This is a genomic window from Micromonospora sp. NPDC051300 (assembly GCF_044455315.1).
GTDB classification, from domain to species: Bacteria; Actinomycetota; Actinomycetes; order Mycobacteriales; family Micromonosporaceae; genus Micromonospora; species Micromonospora robiginosa.
The window spans coordinates 256,222-272,166 of sequence record NZ_JBITEP010000006.1 but is presented as its reverse complement, the minus strand read 5'-3'; the positions used below and the strand labels follow the sequence as shown (position 1 = coordinate 272,166).

At 71.6% G+C, this 15,945-nt stretch carries 18 protein-coding genes; 8 read left to right on the top strand and 10 right to left on the bottom strand.

Features of this window, described 5'->3' with window-relative positions; translation table 11 throughout:
- The coding region (locus tag ACIA5A_RS09885; RefSeq protein WP_396758779.1) for a helix-turn-helix domain-containing protein at positions 1 to 305 on the bottom strand (305 nt) is incomplete at its 3' end.
- A 778-nt stretch (positions 306 to 1,083) separates the two neighbouring features.
- On the opposite strand from ACIA5A_RS09885, the gene ACIA5A_RS09880 reads away from it, so the two are divergent.
- From ACIA5A_RS09880 to ACIA5A_RS09870, 3 genes are all read left to right on the top strand, one after another.
- On the top strand, positions 1,084 to 1,389 hold the full coding sequence (locus ACIA5A_RS09880) for an ankyrin repeat domain-containing protein (RefSeq protein WP_396758823.1): 306 nt from the start codon (positions 1,084 to 1,086) through the stop codon (positions 1,387 to 1,389).
- Positions 1,390 to 1,557: 168 nt separating this feature from the next.
- Positions 1,558 to 2,076, top strand: a complete 519-nt coding sequence (locus tag ACIA5A_RS09875; RefSeq protein WP_396758777.1) for an SRPBCC family protein — start codon at positions 1,558 to 1,560, stop codon at positions 2,074 to 2,076.
- 277 nt (positions 2,077 to 2,353) lie between these two features.
- The gene (locus ACIA5A_RS09870; protein ID WP_396758774.1) at positions 2,354 to 2,977 is read left to right on the top strand and encodes a hypothetical protein; all 624 of its coding nucleotides are present in this window, start codon (positions 2,354 to 2,356) and stop codon (positions 2,975 to 2,977) included.
- Positions 2,978 to 3,011: 34 nt separating this feature from the next.
- Here ACIA5A_RS09870 and ACIA5A_RS09865 read toward each other — a convergent pair whose 3' ends face one another.
- Complete coding sequence (locus ACIA5A_RS09865) at positions 3,012 to 3,398, bottom strand: VOC family protein (protein WP_396758771.1); 387 nt, start codon at positions 3,396 to 3,398, stop codon at positions 3,012 to 3,014.
- Entirely contained in the window at positions 3,331 to 3,870 is a 540-nt protein-coding gene (locus tag ACIA5A_RS09860) for an AAA family ATPase (RefSeq protein WP_396758768.1), read from the bottom strand. Before ACIA5A_RS09860 ends, ACIA5A_RS09865 begins: the two co-directional genes overlap by 68 nt.
- Positions 3,871 to 4,072: 202 nt before the next feature.
- On the opposite strand from ACIA5A_RS09860, the gene ACIA5A_RS09855 reads away from it, so the two are divergent.
- Entirely contained in the window at positions 4,073 to 4,849 is a 777-nt protein-coding gene (locus ACIA5A_RS09855; RefSeq protein WP_396758765.1) for an HAD-IIB family hydrolase, read from the top strand.
- A gap of 30 nt (positions 4,850 to 4,879) precedes the next feature.
- Here the strand turns inward: ACIA5A_RS09855 and ACIA5A_RS09850 are convergent, their stop codons facing one another.
- Positions 4,880 to 5,752 (bottom strand): SDR family oxidoreductase, encoded by an 873-nt coding sequence (locus tag ACIA5A_RS09850; protein ID WP_396758762.1) that lies wholly within the window; start codon positions 5,750 to 5,752, stop codon positions 4,880 to 4,882.
- Between the two features lie 135 nt (positions 5,753 to 5,887).
- On the opposite strand from ACIA5A_RS09850, the gene ACIA5A_RS09845 reads away from it, so the two are divergent.
- Positions 5,888 to 7,675, top strand: a complete 1,788-nt coding sequence (locus ACIA5A_RS09845; RefSeq protein ID WP_396758759.1) for an adenylyl cyclase — start codon at positions 5,888 to 5,890, stop codon at positions 7,673 to 7,675.
- Positions 7,676 to 7,724: 49 nt separating this feature from the next.
- On the opposite strand, the gene ACIA5A_RS09840 is transcribed toward ACIA5A_RS09845, so the two are convergent.
- The 3 genes from ACIA5A_RS09840 to ACIA5A_RS09830 form a co-directional block, all read right to left on the bottom strand.
- Positions 7,725 to 8,315, bottom strand: coding sequence for an ATP-dependent Clp protease proteolytic subunit (locus tag ACIA5A_RS09840; protein WP_396758757.1), 591 nt, complete (start codon positions 8,313 to 8,315; stop codon positions 7,725 to 7,727).
- Between the two features lie 142 nt (positions 8,316 to 8,457).
- Positions 8,458 to 9,072 (bottom strand): helix-turn-helix domain-containing protein, encoded by a 615-nt coding sequence (locus tag ACIA5A_RS09835; protein WP_396758754.1) that lies wholly within the window; start codon positions 9,070 to 9,072, stop codon positions 8,458 to 8,460.
- A 108-nt stretch (positions 9,073 to 9,180) separates the two neighbouring features.
- On the bottom strand, positions 9,181 to 10,116 hold the full coding sequence (locus ACIA5A_RS09830; protein ID WP_396758751.1) for a hypothetical protein: 936 nt from the start codon (positions 10,114 to 10,116) through the stop codon (positions 9,181 to 9,183).
- On the opposite strand from ACIA5A_RS09830, the gene ACIA5A_RS09825 reads away from it, so the two are divergent.
- Positions 10,103 to 10,447 (top strand): hypothetical protein, encoded by a 345-nt coding sequence (locus ACIA5A_RS09825; RefSeq protein WP_396758748.1) that lies wholly within the window; start codon positions 10,103 to 10,105, stop codon positions 10,445 to 10,447. The genes ACIA5A_RS09830 and ACIA5A_RS09825 overlap by 14 nt on opposite strands.
- A gap of 145 nt (positions 10,448 to 10,592) precedes the next feature.
- Positions 10,593 to 11,606 (top strand): TrkA family potassium uptake protein, encoded by a 1,014-nt coding sequence (locus ACIA5A_RS09820; protein ID WP_181571506.1) that lies wholly within the window; start codon positions 10,593 to 10,595, stop codon positions 11,604 to 11,606.
- A gap of 60 nt (positions 11,607 to 11,666) precedes the next feature.
- Here ACIA5A_RS09820 and ACIA5A_RS09815 read toward each other — a convergent pair whose 3' ends face one another.
- Positions 11,667 to 12,134, bottom strand: coding sequence for a MarR family winged helix-turn-helix transcriptional regulator (locus tag ACIA5A_RS09815; protein ID WP_396758745.1), 468 nt, complete (start codon positions 12,132 to 12,134; stop codon positions 11,667 to 11,669).
- An 83-nt stretch (positions 12,135 to 12,217) separates the two neighbouring features.
- Here ACIA5A_RS09815 and ACIA5A_RS09810 point away from each other — a divergent pair, with 83 nt between their 5' ends.
- Positions 12,218 to 12,865, top strand: coding sequence for an FMN-dependent NADH-azoreductase (locus ACIA5A_RS09810; RefSeq protein WP_396758743.1), 648 nt, complete (start codon positions 12,218 to 12,220; stop codon positions 12,863 to 12,865).
- Between the two features lie 67 nt (positions 12,866 to 12,932).
- On the opposite strand, the gene ACIA5A_RS09805 is transcribed toward ACIA5A_RS09810, so the two are convergent.
- Positions 12,933 to 13,967, bottom strand: coding sequence for a 2-oxoacid:ferredoxin oxidoreductase subunit beta (locus ACIA5A_RS09805; protein ID WP_396758740.1), 1,035 nt, complete (start codon positions 13,965 to 13,967; stop codon positions 12,933 to 12,935).
- Positions 13,960 to 15,807, bottom strand: a complete 1,848-nt coding sequence (locus tag ACIA5A_RS09800; protein WP_396758737.1) for a 2-oxoacid:acceptor oxidoreductase subunit alpha — start codon at positions 15,805 to 15,807, stop codon at positions 13,960 to 13,962. The genes ACIA5A_RS09805 and ACIA5A_RS09800 overlap by 8 nt, the downstream gene beginning before the upstream one ends.
- Positions 15,808 to 15,945 lie beyond the last annotated feature (138 nt).

Sequence of the window (15,945 nt, the reverse complement as noted above, 5' to 3'; positions counted from 1 at the left end):
AACAACGGCCGTAACTGCTGCACCCGATCACAGAACACCGTCTTGCCGCGGGTCCACCCGACCCGCTCCATGATCACCGTCGAAGGCATCTCCGGAAACTCCGCCAACAACGCCCGAATCTGCGGCTCGACCGCATCCACGATCGAGCCCTTCACCGCCCGCCGATACCGCGGCGGCTCATCACTGGCCAAGGCCTTCTTCACGGTGTTGCGAGACACCCTCAACCGCCGTGCGATGGCCTGAATCGCCATGCCCTCCGACCGCCGCAGCCGCCGGATCTCCGCCCAGTCCTCCACGCTCAGCACCTCCCGATGCTTCAGGAGGTGGTCCCGATTCAGCCGGAACCACGTGGTCAGTTTTCAGGCGGAGCCGACAATACCCATGCCCTTCCTGATCTCGGGCATCTTGTTGGCGGTAGCAACGCTGGTTGCCGTAGGTGCGCTGGCTTGGTTCGTTGTATCGCGCGAGTAGCCCAGCAACTTGCCGCGCATGGGCGATGTACCAGGGGGCGGGTCGGCGGCAAGCGGTAGCGCGCCGTTTGTGGGCGTGCCCGATCCGTGCCCGACGCAAGGGTCAAGAACGGTTCCAGCCCAGCAGCAGTCATCGAAGACCGCTACATCGGGTGACTGTCGCTCTGCCCATGACCACAGAACAGTGACCTTAAGTAACGATCAACGCACTTCCAAGCTGAAGGTGGCCCCGTTAACCCTTGGGCTTCCACCAGGCCGCGAGCAGCCCGACGACGGCGATCAGGAAGAGACAGGCAAATCCCGCACAGAGCAGCAGGCCGAAGCCAGCGAAGGTCCCGAATTCCACGAGCCGACTGTAGGTGAACCAGCCTCGATCAGTCCTGCCCGGAGGCGGCCCGGAGGTTCGGGGCACACAGGGGGCACAAGACACCGTGAAACGTCGTCAACCAACGACCAACGATGACAGCCAGAGCCGCCGTGTGAGCAGGCGCCGAGCGCCGTTCCTACTGGTAGCGGGCTGGCGAATCTAGGTTCCGCTTCAACGTCTGACTGTTGGGCCGGAGCGTGATGACCCTAGGCTGACCGGGTGACCCCGACTCACCACGCCGTAGAGATGGAAGACCTCTCCCGACTGCGGCAACTTCTAAACGACGGGGCTGCCGTCCAGGAGCCCGACGAGCACGGCATGACTTTGCTGCATCATGCCGTGGACGTGGAGGGCGATGGCGCTCTCCAGTCTGGAGGGCCCCTGCATGTGGACGTTACGGCCTTCTTGCTGGCCCGAGGCGCAAACCCTAACGCCGTTGATCGTAGGGGCCGCACGCCGTTGGACTACGCACGTGCCAATGGGCACTGGCTTGCCTTGGAGCTGCTGACGGAATGGAGCCGCGACAGTGCGCCGGCCAGCCCGGGTGACTAACTGGGTGACGACGGGTGCGATCGGCGAGGGACGACCACGGACATCGGTGGACGACTGACGCTGCCCGAAGCCCCTGCCGTCCCAGATCAGCGAGCCGTGTTGGTTGCCTGGGGGTCAAGTGCTCATCCTGCTGCCCTCGCGGCGTGACCAGGGGCCTACGGTGGCTCTGTGCCGCGCATCGAGCTGACTACGGACGTCCAGGCAGTCCCGGAAACCGTCTTCGACGCCTGTCTCGACGTTGATATGCACACCGAGTCTATGAGAACTAGCGCCGAACGGGCGGTCGGCGGCGTAACGACCGGCCGGTTGATGGCCGGCGATGACGTCACGTGGGTAGCCACGCACTTCGGCCTTCCCTGGCGGATGACCGTTCGAATCACTGACTATCGCCGGCCGCACGGCTTCACGGACGAGCAGATCAGCGGTCCGTTCGGCCGGTGGCGCCACGAGCACAGCTTTACGCCGAATCCGGCTAATTCCTCGGCAACCCTCATGCGCGATGTCATCGACTTCACTGCGCCTATGGGACCCGTTGGTGGCCTCGTGGCCAGCCTCGTCCTGCGGCCGTACCTGCAACGCCTCATCGCACGCCGCAACGCCTATCTTGCTGCCAGCCTGGCAGAACCCAGACATGGGGAGGGGGCACAAGATCCGGAACATGCGCGGAACGATCAAGGTCCTCGCTGATGAAGCATCGGGCGTATGCCCTGGTAGGAGGCTGGTGCTCCGGGTGAACGCAATCGCCTTCCTAAACCGTGTGTCGCAGGTTCGAATCCTGCCGGGGGCACCCATGGTCGTTCGTCGAAACGCCCTCACCGGCGCGCTCCTACCCGGACGGGCCTCGCCGCACCATCGGGGCTCGGCGTCTCCCCGCTGAGCATCGCGTCAGCTACCGGACGGTGCTCTTCCCGCGTCGCCGCCCGGAGCCCATCCTGTCCGGCAGGGATGCCTGGCGGAGGTGGACATGGACGGACTCAACGTCTACCTGGGCCTGGGCATAGTCCTCCTGCTCGCGGCGGCGCTCGGGGAGATCGAGGCGCTGGGCATCAGGATTCCTCCGCTGAAGAGTCGGCTGGTGAGGGCGGCGCTCGCCGTGTCGGGTGCGGCGCTCGTGGTCGCCGCGTTCGTCGCACCACTGCCCGGCACCGCCGCCACCGAGCGCAGCGAGCGGCGCGCGGCCTACCAGCGCCAGGTGCTCGCGGCCTGCGACGCCATCTCGAGCACGCGAGCGACCGGGGACGACGCGTTGCGTGTGGACGATCGCGGGAGGATGTCGCGCGATCAACTGGTGTCGATTCTCGGCCAGCAGTGGGCGCAGGAGAACGAGACGATGCGCCGACTGCTGTCGCGGGAGGTGCCGGAGGGGCTGCGCCCGGAGTGGCGCGAGGTCGAGGCGGCGTGGCGGCCGATCGCGGTGCGGGGTCCGCGGTACGTCAGCGCCGTCCGCGGGTTGCCCGACGCTGTCACCCAGGAGCAGTTGGACCGGGTGACGGCGGACGTCGCGGCGACCGGAGGTTACGAGGAGTGGTCGCGTTTCCGTGGCGCGATGTCGGCTCTGGCGGGCGGGACCTGCACGCTGCCGGCGTGAGGCGGTACACGGACGACTGCGCGATGCGGGACCGTCACGAGATTTTCGCGACGATCTCCACGAGGTTGCCGTCCGGGTCGCGGAGCAGCGCGTTGCGGTTGCCGTTGCCGGAGTCGTGCGGTGGCCGGACCGCCGGTACGCCGGCGGCGGTCAGCCGCGCGAAGGCCGTGTCGACGTCGGGCGTCCAGATCACCATCGCCATGGCGGGTCGTCCCGGTTCGGCCGTCACGCCGTGCGCCCGGCGGGCCGCCTCGACCGTGCCCAACCCGACGGTGAACCCGCCGAGCCGGAGTTCGACGTGCGCCGGGACGCCCTCGGCGGGGGTCCGGAACGTCTCGGTGAAGCCGAGCAGGTCACGGTAGAAGCGGATGCCCGCCTCGATGTCGGAGGTGTAGAGGTTGACCAGCGCTGAGTCGAACATCCGCACAGGCTAGGCGTTCCAGGTGTCCGACGACCGCCCCGACGGGCGCGGTGGCGTCGATCTCGGCGGTGGCGGTCGCCCGCAGCAGTGGTTCGACCTCGGCCAGGTTCCGCAGGATCTCGGCGCGTTCGTCGGCGCGCCTGCCGTACGGGTTGTCGGTGCGGGCGGCGACGCGCGCGAGCAGCACCTCGGCCGGGGCGCTGAGCAGCACCACCTGGTCGAAGCGTGGATAGAGCCGGCCCTGGTTGCTCTTGCAGCCGGCCACGAAGAGGTGGCCGGTGTGGTGCCCGTCCAGCAGCGCGGCGACGGCGTCCTCGCGCCACACCCAGTCGGTGGAGCCGTCGGGCAGCGTCTCCCAGCGGCTCCAGCGGTCGGTGTCGGTGTCGACGGCGCGGTGACCGCGCGCGGCCAGCGCCCGCAGCGCTGTCGACTTGCCGGCGCCGGACATCCCGGTGACGAGGATCTTCGCCATCGGAAAAGCCTAGGCCGACCGCCAGGTGGATCGCGCGCCGATCGGCGTCGACGTGGCGGGTGTCGACAGCTTTCCGGGCCGTCGCGTGGGTCGGCTTGTTACCCTCCGTCGACAGGCCCGGTTCGCGGGCGCTCAGAGAGGTGCCAGCCCACACCGGTACCCTGCTAGTCCCGGCCGGCCCGCGACGACACATGAGGTATTCGTGAACGATCTTCGAGTGGTGGCGTTCGACCTCGACGACACCCTGGCGATTTCCAAGTCCCAGATCGATCGTCGGATGGCCGACCTGCTCGGTCATCTCCTCACCGAGGTGGATGTGTTGATCATCTCCGGTGGCCGGTTCGAGCAGTTCCAGTCGCAGGTGCTGGCCCATCTCGACCTCACTGAGGAGCAGCGTGACCGGCTGCACCTGATGCCGACCTGCGGCACCCGCTACTACCGTTGGTCGGCCGGTGACTGGCGGCTGGTCTACGCGGAGGACCTGAGCGAGGCGGACAAGGCCCGGGTGGTTGCCGCGCTCACCGAGTCGGCGCAGGCGCTCGGGCTGTGGGAGTCGAGGACCTGGGGCGACATCGTCGAGGACCGGGGCAGCCAGATCACGTTCTCCGCGCTGGGGCAGTCCGCCCCGCCGGCGGAGAAGTACGGCTGGGACCCGGACGGGAGCAAGAAGAAGAAGCTGCGGGACGCGGTCGCCGCGAAGCTGCCCGACCTGGAGGTCCGCGGCGGCGGCTCGACCTCGATCGACGTGACGCGCAAGGGCGTGGATAAGGCGTACGGCATGCGGAAGCTGCTGGAGCACCTCGACCTGAAGATCGACAACGTGCTCTTCGTGGGGGACCGGCTCGACGTGGGCGGCAACGACTACCCGGTGAAGGCGATGGGCATCCGCAGCGTCGCGGTGACCCGCTGGGAGGAGACCGCCGACTATGTCGAGACCCTTGTCGACGACCTCGTGAAACAGCGCGCCGAGCGCGCCTGACCGCCGGGCGGGGCGGTCAGGCGCGGCTCGTCAGAGCGCGGCGCGGATCGCCTCGGCTGGCGTGGTCGGGGCGCGGCCGAGCAGCCTGGCGAGGTCGTCGCCGACCTCCAGCTCGCCCCGGGCGAGACCGCTGTCGCTGTCGGCCAGCACGGCCGCGTACCCCTCGGGCAGGCCGGCGGCGACCAGCAGCTCGGCGTAGCGGTCCACCGGCAGGTCGGTGTAGCCGACCGGCTCGCCGGTCTGCCGGGCGACCTCGGCGGCCAGCTCGGTGAGCGTGAACGGCGCGCCGCCCAGCTCGTACACCCGGTCGGTGTGGCCGTCGCCGGTGAGCACCACGGCGGCGGCCTCGGCGTAGTCCGCGCGGGTGGCGGCGCTGACCCGTCCGTCGCCCGCCGCGCCGGTCACCCCCTGCTTCCGGTACGCGTCGAGCTGGCCGGTGTAGTTCTCCAGGTACCAGCTGTTGCGCAGGAACACGTACGGCAGGCCGGCGTCGCGGACGTACCCCTCGGTGTCCCGGTGCTCGGCGGCGAGCCGCATGCCGGCGGTGTCGGCGTGGGCGATGCTGGTGTAGACCACCAGCCCGACGCCCGCCGCCCTGGCGGCGGTGACCACGTTGGCGTGCTGGGGCCGGCGCCGGCCGACCTCGCTGCCGGAGACGAACATGAGCTTGTCCACCCCGGCGAGGGCGGCACGGAGCGAGTCGGGGTCGTCGTAGTCGGCCCGCCTGGTGACGACGCCCCGGCCGGCGAGGTCGGCGAGCCGGTCGGTGTCGCGGCCGAGCGCCACGATCTCCCCGGCCGGTACGCCGCGGTCGAGCAGCGCGGTGACGATCAGGCGGCCGAGCTGGCCGGTGGCCCCGGTGACGGCGATGGAAATGCGCGCTCCCTGTGGTTGAGCAATCAACTGTCTCCCGGGGCAACCAGGAAGATGCCGCGTTGCTTCCCGGTTCCGGAACCAGGAGGTCTGGTGGGATCGACGGCCGTGCGGTAGGAACGGCTCAGAGAGCGCTCTCCGTACCCTCACCGAACAGGCAGGCAGATGCGATCACCCGACCCCTCCCGCCGCCGCTTCCTCACCCTCACCGCCTCGGCGGCCTCGCTCACCGCCCTCGGCCTCCCGGCCGGCGCCGCCGCCGCGTCCCCGGCCGCGCGGCCCGACCACGAGCCCGACTTCGGCCCGAACGTCTTCGTCTACGACCCGAGCACCCCGGTCGCGGAGATCCAGTCCACCCTGGACCGGATCTTCACCGCCCAGGAGCACAACGAGATGGGCCTCGACCGCTACGCCGTGCTGTTCAAGCCCGGCCGCTACGAGGTCGACGCCCGGCTCGGCTACTACACCACCCTCGCCGGCCTCGGCGCCCACCCCGACGACGTGGAGATCCACGGCGCGGTCCGGGTGGTCGGCCAGCCCGACCCGAACTCGCCGGCCGGCATCTCCGCGCTCACCAACTTCTGGCGCTCGGCGGAGAACCTCGCCGTCACCCCCACCGACTGGTCGAACCAGTGGGCCGTCTCCCAGGCGTCGCCGATGCGCCGGGTGCACGTCAAGGGCATCCTCTGGCTGGAACCCGGCAACGGCGGCTACTCCAGCGGCGGGTTCATCGCCGACTCCAAGGTGGACGGCATCACCATCAACGGCTCCCAGCAGCAGTGGCTCACCCGGGACAGCGAACTCGGTGGCGACTGGACCAACGGGGTGTGGAACCAGGTCTTCTCCGGCGTGATCGGCGCGCCCGCGCAGGGCTTCCCCGACCCGCCGTACACCACGCTGCCGACCAGCCCGGTGGTGCGGGAGAAGCCGTACCTCTTCGTCGACGGCGCGGGCCGCTGGCGGGTCGCGGTGCCGAGGCTGCGCCGCGACACCGCCGGCACCACCTGGGCCGCCGGCGGCGCGCCGACGCCCTCGCTGCCGCTGTCCGACTTCTACCTCGCCCGGCCCACCGACTCGGCGAAGCGGATCAACACCGAACTCGCCCGGGGCCGGCACCTGCTGCTCACCCCCGGCGTCTACCGGCTCGACCGGGCGCTGCGGGTCCGCCGGCCGAACACCGTCGTGCTCGGCCTCGGCATGCCCAGCCTCGTGCCCACCACGGGCGACGCGGCGCTGCGGATCGAGGACGTCGACGGGGTACGGATCGCCGGCGTGCTCGTCGACGCCGGTACGGTCGAGTCGGAGGTGCTCGTCGAGGTCGGCGCGGGGCGCTGCCACCGCTCGCACGCCACGAACCCGACCTCGCTCCAGGACGTCTTCTTCCGCATCGGCGGCCCGTACGCCGGGCGCGCGGTGACCAGCCTGGTGGTGAACAGCAGGCACACGCTCATCGACAACATCTGGGCCTGGCGGGGCGACCACGGCAACCCGGGCACCATCGGCTGGACCGTCAACACCGCCGACACCGGTGTGGTCGTCAACGGCGACGACGTGACCGCGTACGGGCTCTTCGTCGAGCACTACCAGCGCTGGCAGACGATCTGGAACGGCGAGCGCGGGCGGACCGTGTTCTACCAGAGCGAGCTGCCCTACGACCCGCCCAGCCAGGCGGCCTGGCGCAGCCCGACCGGCGACGGCTGGGCCTCCTACAAGGTGGCCCCGCACGTCCGCACGCACGAGGCGTGGGGGCTGGGCGTCTACGCCTACTTCAACCAGGGCGTGGACATCCGCTGCGACCGGGCGATCGAGGCGCCGCGCCGGGCCGGGGTGCGGTTCCACGACGCGGTCACCGTGTTCCTCAACGGCAGCGGCGGGATCGAGCGCACGATCAACGAGGTCGGCACCCCGGTCGTCGGCTCGTACGGCACCAGCCCGGTGGTCAGCTACCCCTGACCGGCGCGGGCGGCCCGGCCGGCATCGACGCCGGCCGGGCCGCACCCGCTCAGGCGGCGAGCTGGTCGACCCGGGAGAGCACCTGGTCGACCAGGCCGTAGTCGCGGGCCTCCTCGGCGGTGAACCAGCGGTCCCGGTCCCAGTCGCGCTGGATCTCCTCCAGCGTGTGCCCGCTGTGCTCGGCGATCAGCTCCTGCATGGTGCGCTTCACGTGCAGCATGTTCTCGGCCTGGATGGTGATGTCGGCGACCGTGCCGCCGAACCCGCCGGAGGGCTGGTGCATCATGATCCGCGAGTGCGGCAGCGCGAACCGCTTGCCCGCCGCCCCGGAGCAGAGCAGGAACTGCCCCATCGAGCCGGCCATCCCCAGCGCCAGCGTCGCCACGTCGTTCCGCACGTACCGCATGGTGTCGTAGACGGCCATCCCGGCGCTGACCGAGCCGCCCGGCGAGTTGATGTAGAGGAAGATGTCCCGCTCCGGGTCCTCGGCGGCGAGCAGCAGGATCTGCGCACAGATCTGGTTTGCCGATGCATCGGTGACCTCGGTGCCGAGGAAGATGATCCGTTCCTTGAGCAGCCGCTCGAAGACCTGGTCGCCGAAGGTCGGCTGCCCCTCGTCGCGCATCCAGACGCCACCCATGACCGCCCACCTCCGTAACGCCGGTGGGCGGGGACCCGCCCGGCGAGCCGGCGGTCTCCAGCGTCCGCCGGGCGCACCCACCGGGCCAGGTTTTCTGCCCCGGGCAGATTCGCCCTCGGCATAAGCCCGGGTCGGCCCCGCGCTACGCCGCGACCGGGCGCCGTCGGGCCGCCCGGGCCCGTCGCCGGGCCAGCGTCGGTGAGGTACGCGGGCGCGGGCGCGCGGCCGGCGACGGGATCAACCAGATCCGGGTGCCGGAGCCGATCAGCTCCGCCGTGCCGTGGCCGAGCGGTGCGGGGACCGGGCCCACCGGGCGCAGCCCGCCGCCCGCCAGCGGGGTCGGGCGGACCGGGCGGGCGGGAGGCGGCGCGGCGAACGGGCGGGCGACGTGCGGCGCCTGCGGGCCGGCCGGGCGGCGGGTGGCGTGCAGCCGGGGCGGGCCGACCCGGAGCTGCGGGCCGCTGCGGGCGGCGGGCACCCGGTCGAGCCGGGCCAGCGGAACCCCGGAGCCGACCGGCGTGGGCCGCTCCCGCCGCAGCTCGTCGCGCGCCTCCTCCAGCAGGTCGGCGAGGTGGATGCCGAGCGCCCGGCAGATCGCGGCCAGCACCTCGGAGGAGGCCTCCTTGCGGCCGCGCTCGACCTCGGACAGGTAGGGCAGGGAGACGCCGGCCACCTGCGCCACCTCGCGCAGCGTGCGGCCCTGACGCAGGCGGATCCGCCGCAGCACCCCGCCGATCACCCGTCGCAGCAACGACATGCCGGCCTCCCTCGCGGTCGCCGTTCGCCGACGCTACCCATCATGCCCCGTCCGGGCGGCGCGGACCGGCCCGGTCGCCCCGCGTGGTGCCGACCGGGCCGGTGGCGGTCAGCGCCAGAGGACGGCGCTGCTGTGGAAGCTCGGTGCGAGGAAGTGCGCCTCGCCGATGACCAGACCGGCGTCGTTGACATTGATCGCCACGCTGCCCACCGCCCCGGCCGGCAGCGGGAGCAACTGCGAGCCGGCCGTCGGCGTCGGCCAGATCATCGCCCGGCCGCCGGCGCCGTCGGAGCCGATCACCAGGCCCGAGTCGTTCACGGCCTGTGCCGTCGGGGAGGTCGAGCTGCTGGCCAGCCGGCGCATCGCCGAACCGTCCCAGAAGAACGCGGCGAACCGGCCGTCCGCCGTGTCACTGGCGCCGACCACCTGACCGAGATCGTTGATGCCGTTCGCGACGCTTGTGGGACCGCCCAGGGTGCCGAGCGGTCGGAGGACCCCGTCGCGCCAGACGAACGCCTGGTTGACGAACGGGGGATCGGTCCAGTCCTTGAAGCCGTAGGTGCCGGCGACCGTGCCGGTCTCGTTGACCGCGGCGGCAGTCGCACCCCGGGGCGCGTCGATCGTGATCTCGGTGTTCCCGGTCCGCACGAACGCCCGCCGGCCGGAGAAGCTGTCGGTGACGTGGTAGACGCCGACCACCCGGTCCCCGGCCGTGTCGAACGCGATCGAGAAGATGCCACCGGTCAGCCCGAGATCCTGGATCCTGCCGTTCACCCAGCTCACGGCGTGGCTGCTGCCGTCCGTGGCCTGGGCGGTGCCGACGATGCGGCCCTGGTCGTCGATCGCCTCGGCCTGACTGTTCGGGCCGCCGAGCGTGCCCAGGTCCTCGATCCGGCCGTCCACCCAGCGAACCGCGTGCCAGTAACCGGTGGCCAGCTCCGCCGCCCCGACCGCCACCCCGGCGGCGTTGACGTCGTGCGCCGAGCTGCCACGGCCCGCCACGAGCGCCGGCAGCACGACGGCGGTCCGCTTGGCCGTCGGCATCGGCGACGGCGTGCCGGTCGACGTCGGCGAACCCGTCGGCGACGGCGTGCCGGTCGGCGTCGGGGGCACGGTGGGCGTCGGGGACGCGGTGGGGCTCGGCGTCGGCCGCACGGTGGGCGTCGGCGAGACGGTCGGCCGGGGGGAGACGGTCGGCGACGGGACGGCGGTGGGCTTCGGTCGGGTCGGCCAGGTCGTTCCCGGCCGGTCCCCGGGCCGACCCGCCACCGCGGGAGACGCGCCGACCAGCGCCATCCCGAGGACCACGCTGAGCGTGGTCAGTGCCGCACGTGTACGCATCCGACTCTCCCTCGTCACGATCGGTGGGATCTGAGTCTCGCCCGCCGAGAGGTCGACGGATGTGACGGGATCCTTACCGCTCGTGGGGGCGGGGGTCGCTCCCCGGCCCGTCCGGCCGGCTCGGTGCGTACCCGCTATCTTGAGGGCGTGCAGGCGACGGTGGCGGATCGGGACCGACGGTGATCCATTTTCCCGCGCAGCGGCGTGGCCCGCTGAGCGCGCTGAGCCTGCGCCTGCTCGCCGCCCTGGGCCTGGTCTTCGCCACCGTCTTCGTGGTCTGGCTCGACCGCGACGGCTACCGCGACGTCAACGAGGACGGGCTGACCCTCCTCGACTGCTTCTACTACACGGTGGTCTCGCTCTCCACCACCGGCTACGGCGACATCACCCCGGCCAGCCCCTCGGCGCGCCTGATCAACGTCCTCTTCATCACCCCGGCCCGGGTGCTCTTCCTGATCATCCTGGTCGGCACCACCCTGGAAGTCCTGACCGAGCAGTACCGGACCGGCCGTCGCCTGTCGCGGTGGAGGAGAACCGTGAAGGACCACGTCATCATCTGCGGCTACGGCACCAAGGGCCGCAGCGCGGTCTCCGCGCTGCTGGAGAACGGGGCGGACAAGTCCAAGATCGTCGTGGTCGAGCGGAGCGGGGCGGCGTTGCGGCAGGCCACCTCCAACGGCCTGGTGACGATCGAGGGCTCGGCGACCCGCTCGTCGGTGCTGGAGGAGGCGCACATCCGCACCGCCAAGGCGGTCATCATCGCGACCGACAGCGACGACGCGTCGGTGCTGGTGGCGCTCACCGTCCGGCAGCTCACCGCCGGCCAGGTGCGGATCATCGCGGCGGTCCGGGAGGCGGAGAACGCGCCGCTGCTCAAGCAGAGCGGGGCACACCACGTGATCGTCTCCTCGGCGACCGCCGGCCGGCTGCTCGGCCTCTCCACCTCGGCCCCGCCGCTGATCGACGTGGTGGAGGACCTGCTCACCCCCGGCCAGGGCATGGCGCTGGCGATGCGCTCGGCCGAGCGCAGCGAGGTGGGCCGCTCGCCGCGTGAGCTGGAGTCGCTGGTGATCGCGCTGGTGCGCCGGGGCAAGGTGGTCACGTTGAACGACCGGGCCGCCGCGACGATCGAGACCGGCGACATGCTGGTCCACGTCCGGGACGACCGGCCGCAGGCGACCACCACCGTCTGACCGGCGGGCTGCCTCCCCGCCTCCACCGGAGGCGTCCGGCGAGGGCCCCGTCCACCCGCCTCAGCAGGGGGGCGGGACCGCCTCGGTGCAGGTCGGGGCGCAGCCCTGGCTGGCCCGCCGCAGCAGGTCGTAGAGCTGGTCCCGCTCGTCGGGGGAGAGCGCGCCGAGCACGTCGGCCTCGGCGTCGGCGAGCGCGCACTCCGCCTGACCGAGCCGTTTCGCGCCGGCCGCGGTCAGGCTGACCACGTGCCGGCGGCGGTCCGCCGGCGAACGGCGCCGTTCCACCAGGCCGGCCGCCTCCAGGTCGTTGAGCAGCCCGACCACGTTGGTGCCGTCGATCTGGAGCGTGCCGGCCAGCCCCTGCTGGCTGATGCCGTCCGAGTCGCGCAGCACGGTGAGCGCCACCAGGTGCCGGGGGCGCAGCCCGAGCGGCGTCAGGGCCGACTCCGAGCGCAGCAGCATCCGCCGGGCCAGGTGTTGCAGCAGTGGCCCGGACCGTCGCTCCGACTCGGCGGGCCCGGTTGACATGTGACCCAGTCTACGCGGACCACGGAACATCGCCCTGCTATAAATAGTTGGTGCTGCACGAACCATCTATGGAGGAGTAACCAATGGCACACCTGCTGCACATCGACTCGAGCATCACCGGCGACGCGTCGGTCAGCCGTCGGCTCACCGCCCGCGCGGCCGCCGCCTGGCGTGCCGCCCACCCGGGCGGCACGGTCACCTACCGGGACCTCGGCCAGGACCCGCTGCCGCACCTCGACACGGCCGGCGGCCTCGCCCGGGCGATCCCGCCCGAGCAGCACACCCCGGCGCAGCGCGCGTCCTGGCAGCTGACCGAGGAACTGGTGGCCGAGGTGAAGAGCGCCGACACCGTCCTGCTCGGCCTGCCCCTCTACAACTTCGGGCCGCCGAGCAGCGTCAAGGCATGGGTCGACCACCTGATCGCCCCCGGTCTCGCGCTCGACCCGGAGACCGGCGCCGGGCTGCTCGGCGGACGCGAGTTCGTCGTGTTCGGCACCCGGGGCGGCGGCTACGGCGCCGGCACCCCGCGCGAGGGCTGGGACCACGCCGAGCCCTGGCTGCCGCACGGGCTGTCGCGCACCGGCCTGGAGCCGCGGTTCATCTCCGCCGAGCTGACCCTCGCGCCGGTCAACCCGGCCATGGCCGAGCTGATCCCGCTGCACCAGGCGAGCCTCGCCGCCGCCGAGCGGGCCATCGACGAGCTGTGGTCGCCGGTAGCCGCCGGGGTCTGAGACCGGAGAGGGCGGGCCGTTCCGACTCGGAACGGCCCGCCCTCGCCGTAGCGGGATCAGCGGCGGATCAGAGGATCGTCCAGGTGTCGCCGCTGCCGAGCAGCGCCGAGAGCTGCTGCTCCGGGGTCTGGTCGACGCCGGCCCGCGCCGCCGCCACCTGCTCCTGCACCACCGTGTCGTACGCGGGGCGCTCCACCGCGCGCAACACCCCGAGCGGGGTGTTGCGCAGGTCGAGCCCGGGCAGCCGGGACAGCGCGAACGCGTACGCCGGGTCGGCGACCGTCGCGTCGTGCACCACGATCTCCTCCGCCGGGGTGGTCGCGGTCTCCCGGACCTCCAACCCGAAGCCGCCCGGTGGGTGGACCACGCAGAACTGCCCGTCGGACCCGAACGTGATCGGCCGCCCGTGCTCCAGCCGGATCAGGAAGTCGTCCCGGGTGGCCGGCTCCTTCAGCGGCTCGAACGCGCCGTCGTTGAAGATGTTGCAGTTCTGGTAGATCTCCACGAACGCGGAGCCCTTGTGCTCGGCGGCGGCCCGCAGCACCGACTGGAGGTGCTTGCGGTCCGAGTCGAGCGTCCGGGCCACGAACGTGGCCTCCGCGCCGAGCGCCAGCGACAGCGGGTTGAACGGGGCGTCCGCCGAACCGGCCGGGGTCGACTTGGTGATCTTCCCGACCTCGGACGTCGGCGAGTACTGGCCCTTGGTCAGCCCGTAGATCCGGTTGTTGAACAGCAGGATCTTCAGGTTGACGTTGCGGCGCAGCGCGTGGATCAGGTGGTTGCCGCCGATCGAGAGCGCGTCACCGTCACCGGTGACCACCCAGACGGACAGGTCCGGGCGGGACACCGCCAGGCCGGTGGCGATCGCCGGCGCGCGACCGTGGATCGAGTGCATGCCGTACGTGTTCATGTAGTACGGGAAGCGCGACGAGCAGCCGATGCCCGAGATGAAGACGGTGTTCTCCCGGGCGATGTTCAGCTCCGGCATGAAGCCCTGCACGGCCGCCAGGATGGCGTAGTCGCCGCAGCCGGGGCACCAGCGCACCTCCTGGTCGGACTTGAAGTCCTTGGCGGTGAGCTTCAGGGCGACGGGCTCAGACATTCTTCAGGACCTCTTCCAGCATCGTCTCCAGCTCGGCGGCGGTGAACGGCAGGCCGCGGACCTGGTTGTAGCCGATCGCGTCGACCAGGTAGCGCGCCCGGATCACGTGCGCGAGCTGGCCGAGGTTCATCTCCGGGACGACCACCCTGTCGTAGGCGCGCAGCACCTCGCCGAGGTTGGCCGGCATCGGGGCCAGGTGGCGCAGGTGCGCCTGGGCCACCGGGAGCCCGCGCTGCCGCAACCCCCGGCAGGCGGCGCCGATCGGGCCGTACGTCGAGCCCCAGCCGAGCACCAGCACCCGGGCGTCGCCGTCCGGGTCCTCGACCTCGACGTCCGGCACCGGGATCGTCTCGATCCGGGCCGCCCGGGTGCGCACCATGAAGTCGTGGTTCGTCGGGTCGTACGAGATGTCGCCGGTCTTGTCGGCCTTCTCCAGGCCGCCGATCCGGTGCTCCAGCCCCGGGGTGCCCGGCACCGCCCACGGGCGGGCCAGCGTCTGCGGGTCGCGCAGGTAGGGCAGGAAGGTGGTGCCGTCCTCGCCGTTGGGCCGGGTGGCGAACTCGACCCGCAGGTCGGGCAGGGAGTCCACGTCCGGCAGCAGCCACGGCTCGGAGCCGTTCGCCACGTAGTTGTCGGACAGCAGGATGACCGGGGTGCGGTAGGTCAGCGCGATCCGGGCCGCCTCCAGCGCGGCGTGGAAGCAGTCCGACGGCGACTTCGGCGCGATCACCGCGACCGGGGCCTCGCCGTGCCGGCCGTACAGGGCCATGTTCAGGTCGGCCTGCTCGGTCTTGGTGGGCATGCCGGTGGACGGGCCGGCCCGCTGCACGTCCACGATGACCAGCGGCAGCTCCAGCGCCACCGCCAGGGAGATCGTCTCGCTCTTCAGCGCCACGCCCGGACCGCTGGTGGTGGTCACGCCGAGCGCGCCGCCGTACGACGCGCCGAGCGCCGCGCCGACCGCGGCGATCTCGTCCTCGGCCTGCATGGTGACCACGCCGAGCTTCTTGTGCCGGCTCAGCTCGTGCAGGATGTCCGACGCCGGGGTGATCGGGTAGGCGCCGAGGAACACCGGCAGCCCGGACCGGACCCCGGCGGCCACCAGGCCCAGCGACAGGGCCGCGTTGCCGGTGATGTTGCGGTAGGTGCCCGGCAGCATCTTGGCCGGCTTGACCTCGTAGCGGACCGAGAAGTCCTCGGTCGTCTCGCCGAAGTTCCAGCCGGCCCGGAAGGCGGCCACGTTCGCCGCCACCAGCTCCGGCCGGGCCGCGAACTTGCGCTCCAGGAACCGCAGCGTCGACTCGTACGGCCGGGAGTACATCCAGCTCAGCAGCCCGAGCGCGAACATGTTCTTGGCCCGCTCGGCATCCTTCTTGGACACCTCGTGCTCGGCCAGCGCGCCGACAGTCATCGAGGTGAGCGCGACCGGGTGCACCGCGTAGCCGGCGAGCGAGTCGTCGTCCAGCGGGCTGCTCGCGTAGCCGACCTTGGCCAGGTTGCGCCGGGTGAACTCGTCGGTGTTGACGATGATGTCCGCGCCGCGCGGCAGGTCGGTCAGGTTGGCCTTGAGCGCCGCCGGGTTCATCGCCACCAGCACGTTCGGGGCGTCACCGGGCGTCAGGATGTCGTAGTCGGCGAAGTGCACCTGGAAGCTCGACACGCCCGGGAGCGTGCCGGCGGGGGCGCGGATCTCGGCCGGGAAGTTGGGCAACGTCGAGATGTCGTTGCCCAACTGCGCCGTCTCCGAGGTGAACCGGTCGCCGGTGAGCTGCATGCCGTCGCCGGAGTCACCGGCGAACCGGATGACCACCCGGTCCAGTTGACGGATCTGCTTGGTCACTCCCGCACCTCGCTTCGCTGAGCGCCGTCGCCCTCGCCGGCACGGCCCGCTCCGTTTCTCACGTCAGAGCCTACGTCGGACGGTTAGGGCGGCCTTGGTGGAGGTCCGACGTGTGAGACTCGATTCGGCCGGTGTATG

Bases quoted from the DNA above. Each gene is read 5' to 3' on its own strand.
- ACIA5A_RS09810 (WP_396758743.1), top strand. From the start codon at position 12,218: ATGGCACACCTGCTGCACATCGACTCGAGCATCACCGGCGACGCGTCG.
- ACIA5A_RS09830 (WP_396758751.1), bottom strand. From the start codon at position 10,116: ATGCCGACGGCCAAGCGGACCGCCGTCGTGCTGCCGGCGCTCGTGGCG.
- ACIA5A_RS09815 (WP_396758745.1), bottom strand. From the start codon at position 12,134: ATGTCAACCGGGCCCGCCGAGTCGGAGCGACGGTCCGGGCCACTGCTG.
- ACIA5A_RS09860 (WP_396758768.1), bottom strand. From the start codon at position 3,870: ATGGCGAAGATCCTCGTCACCGGGATGTCCGGCGCCGGCAAGTCGACA.
- ACIA5A_RS09805 (WP_396758740.1), bottom strand. From the start codon at position 13,967: ATGTCTGAGCCCGTCGCCCTGAAGCTCACCGCCAAGGACTTCAAGTCC.
- ACIA5A_RS09880 (WP_396758823.1), top strand. From the start codon at position 1,084: ATGGAAGACCTCTCCCGACTGCGGCAACTTCTAAACGACGGGGCTGCC.
- ACIA5A_RS09845 (WP_396758759.1), top strand. From the start codon at position 5,888: ATGCGATCACCCGACCCCTCCCGCCGCCGCTTCCTCACCCTCACCGCC.
- ACIA5A_RS09840 (WP_396758757.1), bottom strand. From the start codon at position 8,315: ATGGGTGGCGTCTGGATGCGCGACGAGGGGCAGCCGACCTTCGGCGAC.
- ACIA5A_RS09835 (WP_396758754.1), bottom strand. From the start codon at position 9,072: ATGTCGTTGCTGCGACGGGTGATCGGCGGGGTGCTGCGGCGGATCCGC.
- ACIA5A_RS09865 (WP_396758771.1), bottom strand. From the start codon at position 3,398: ATGTTCGACTCAGCGCTGGTCAACCTCTACACCTCCGACATCGAGGCG.
- ACIA5A_RS09870 (WP_396758774.1), top strand. From the start codon at position 2,354: ATGGACGGACTCAACGTCTACCTGGGCCTGGGCATAGTCCTCCTGCTC.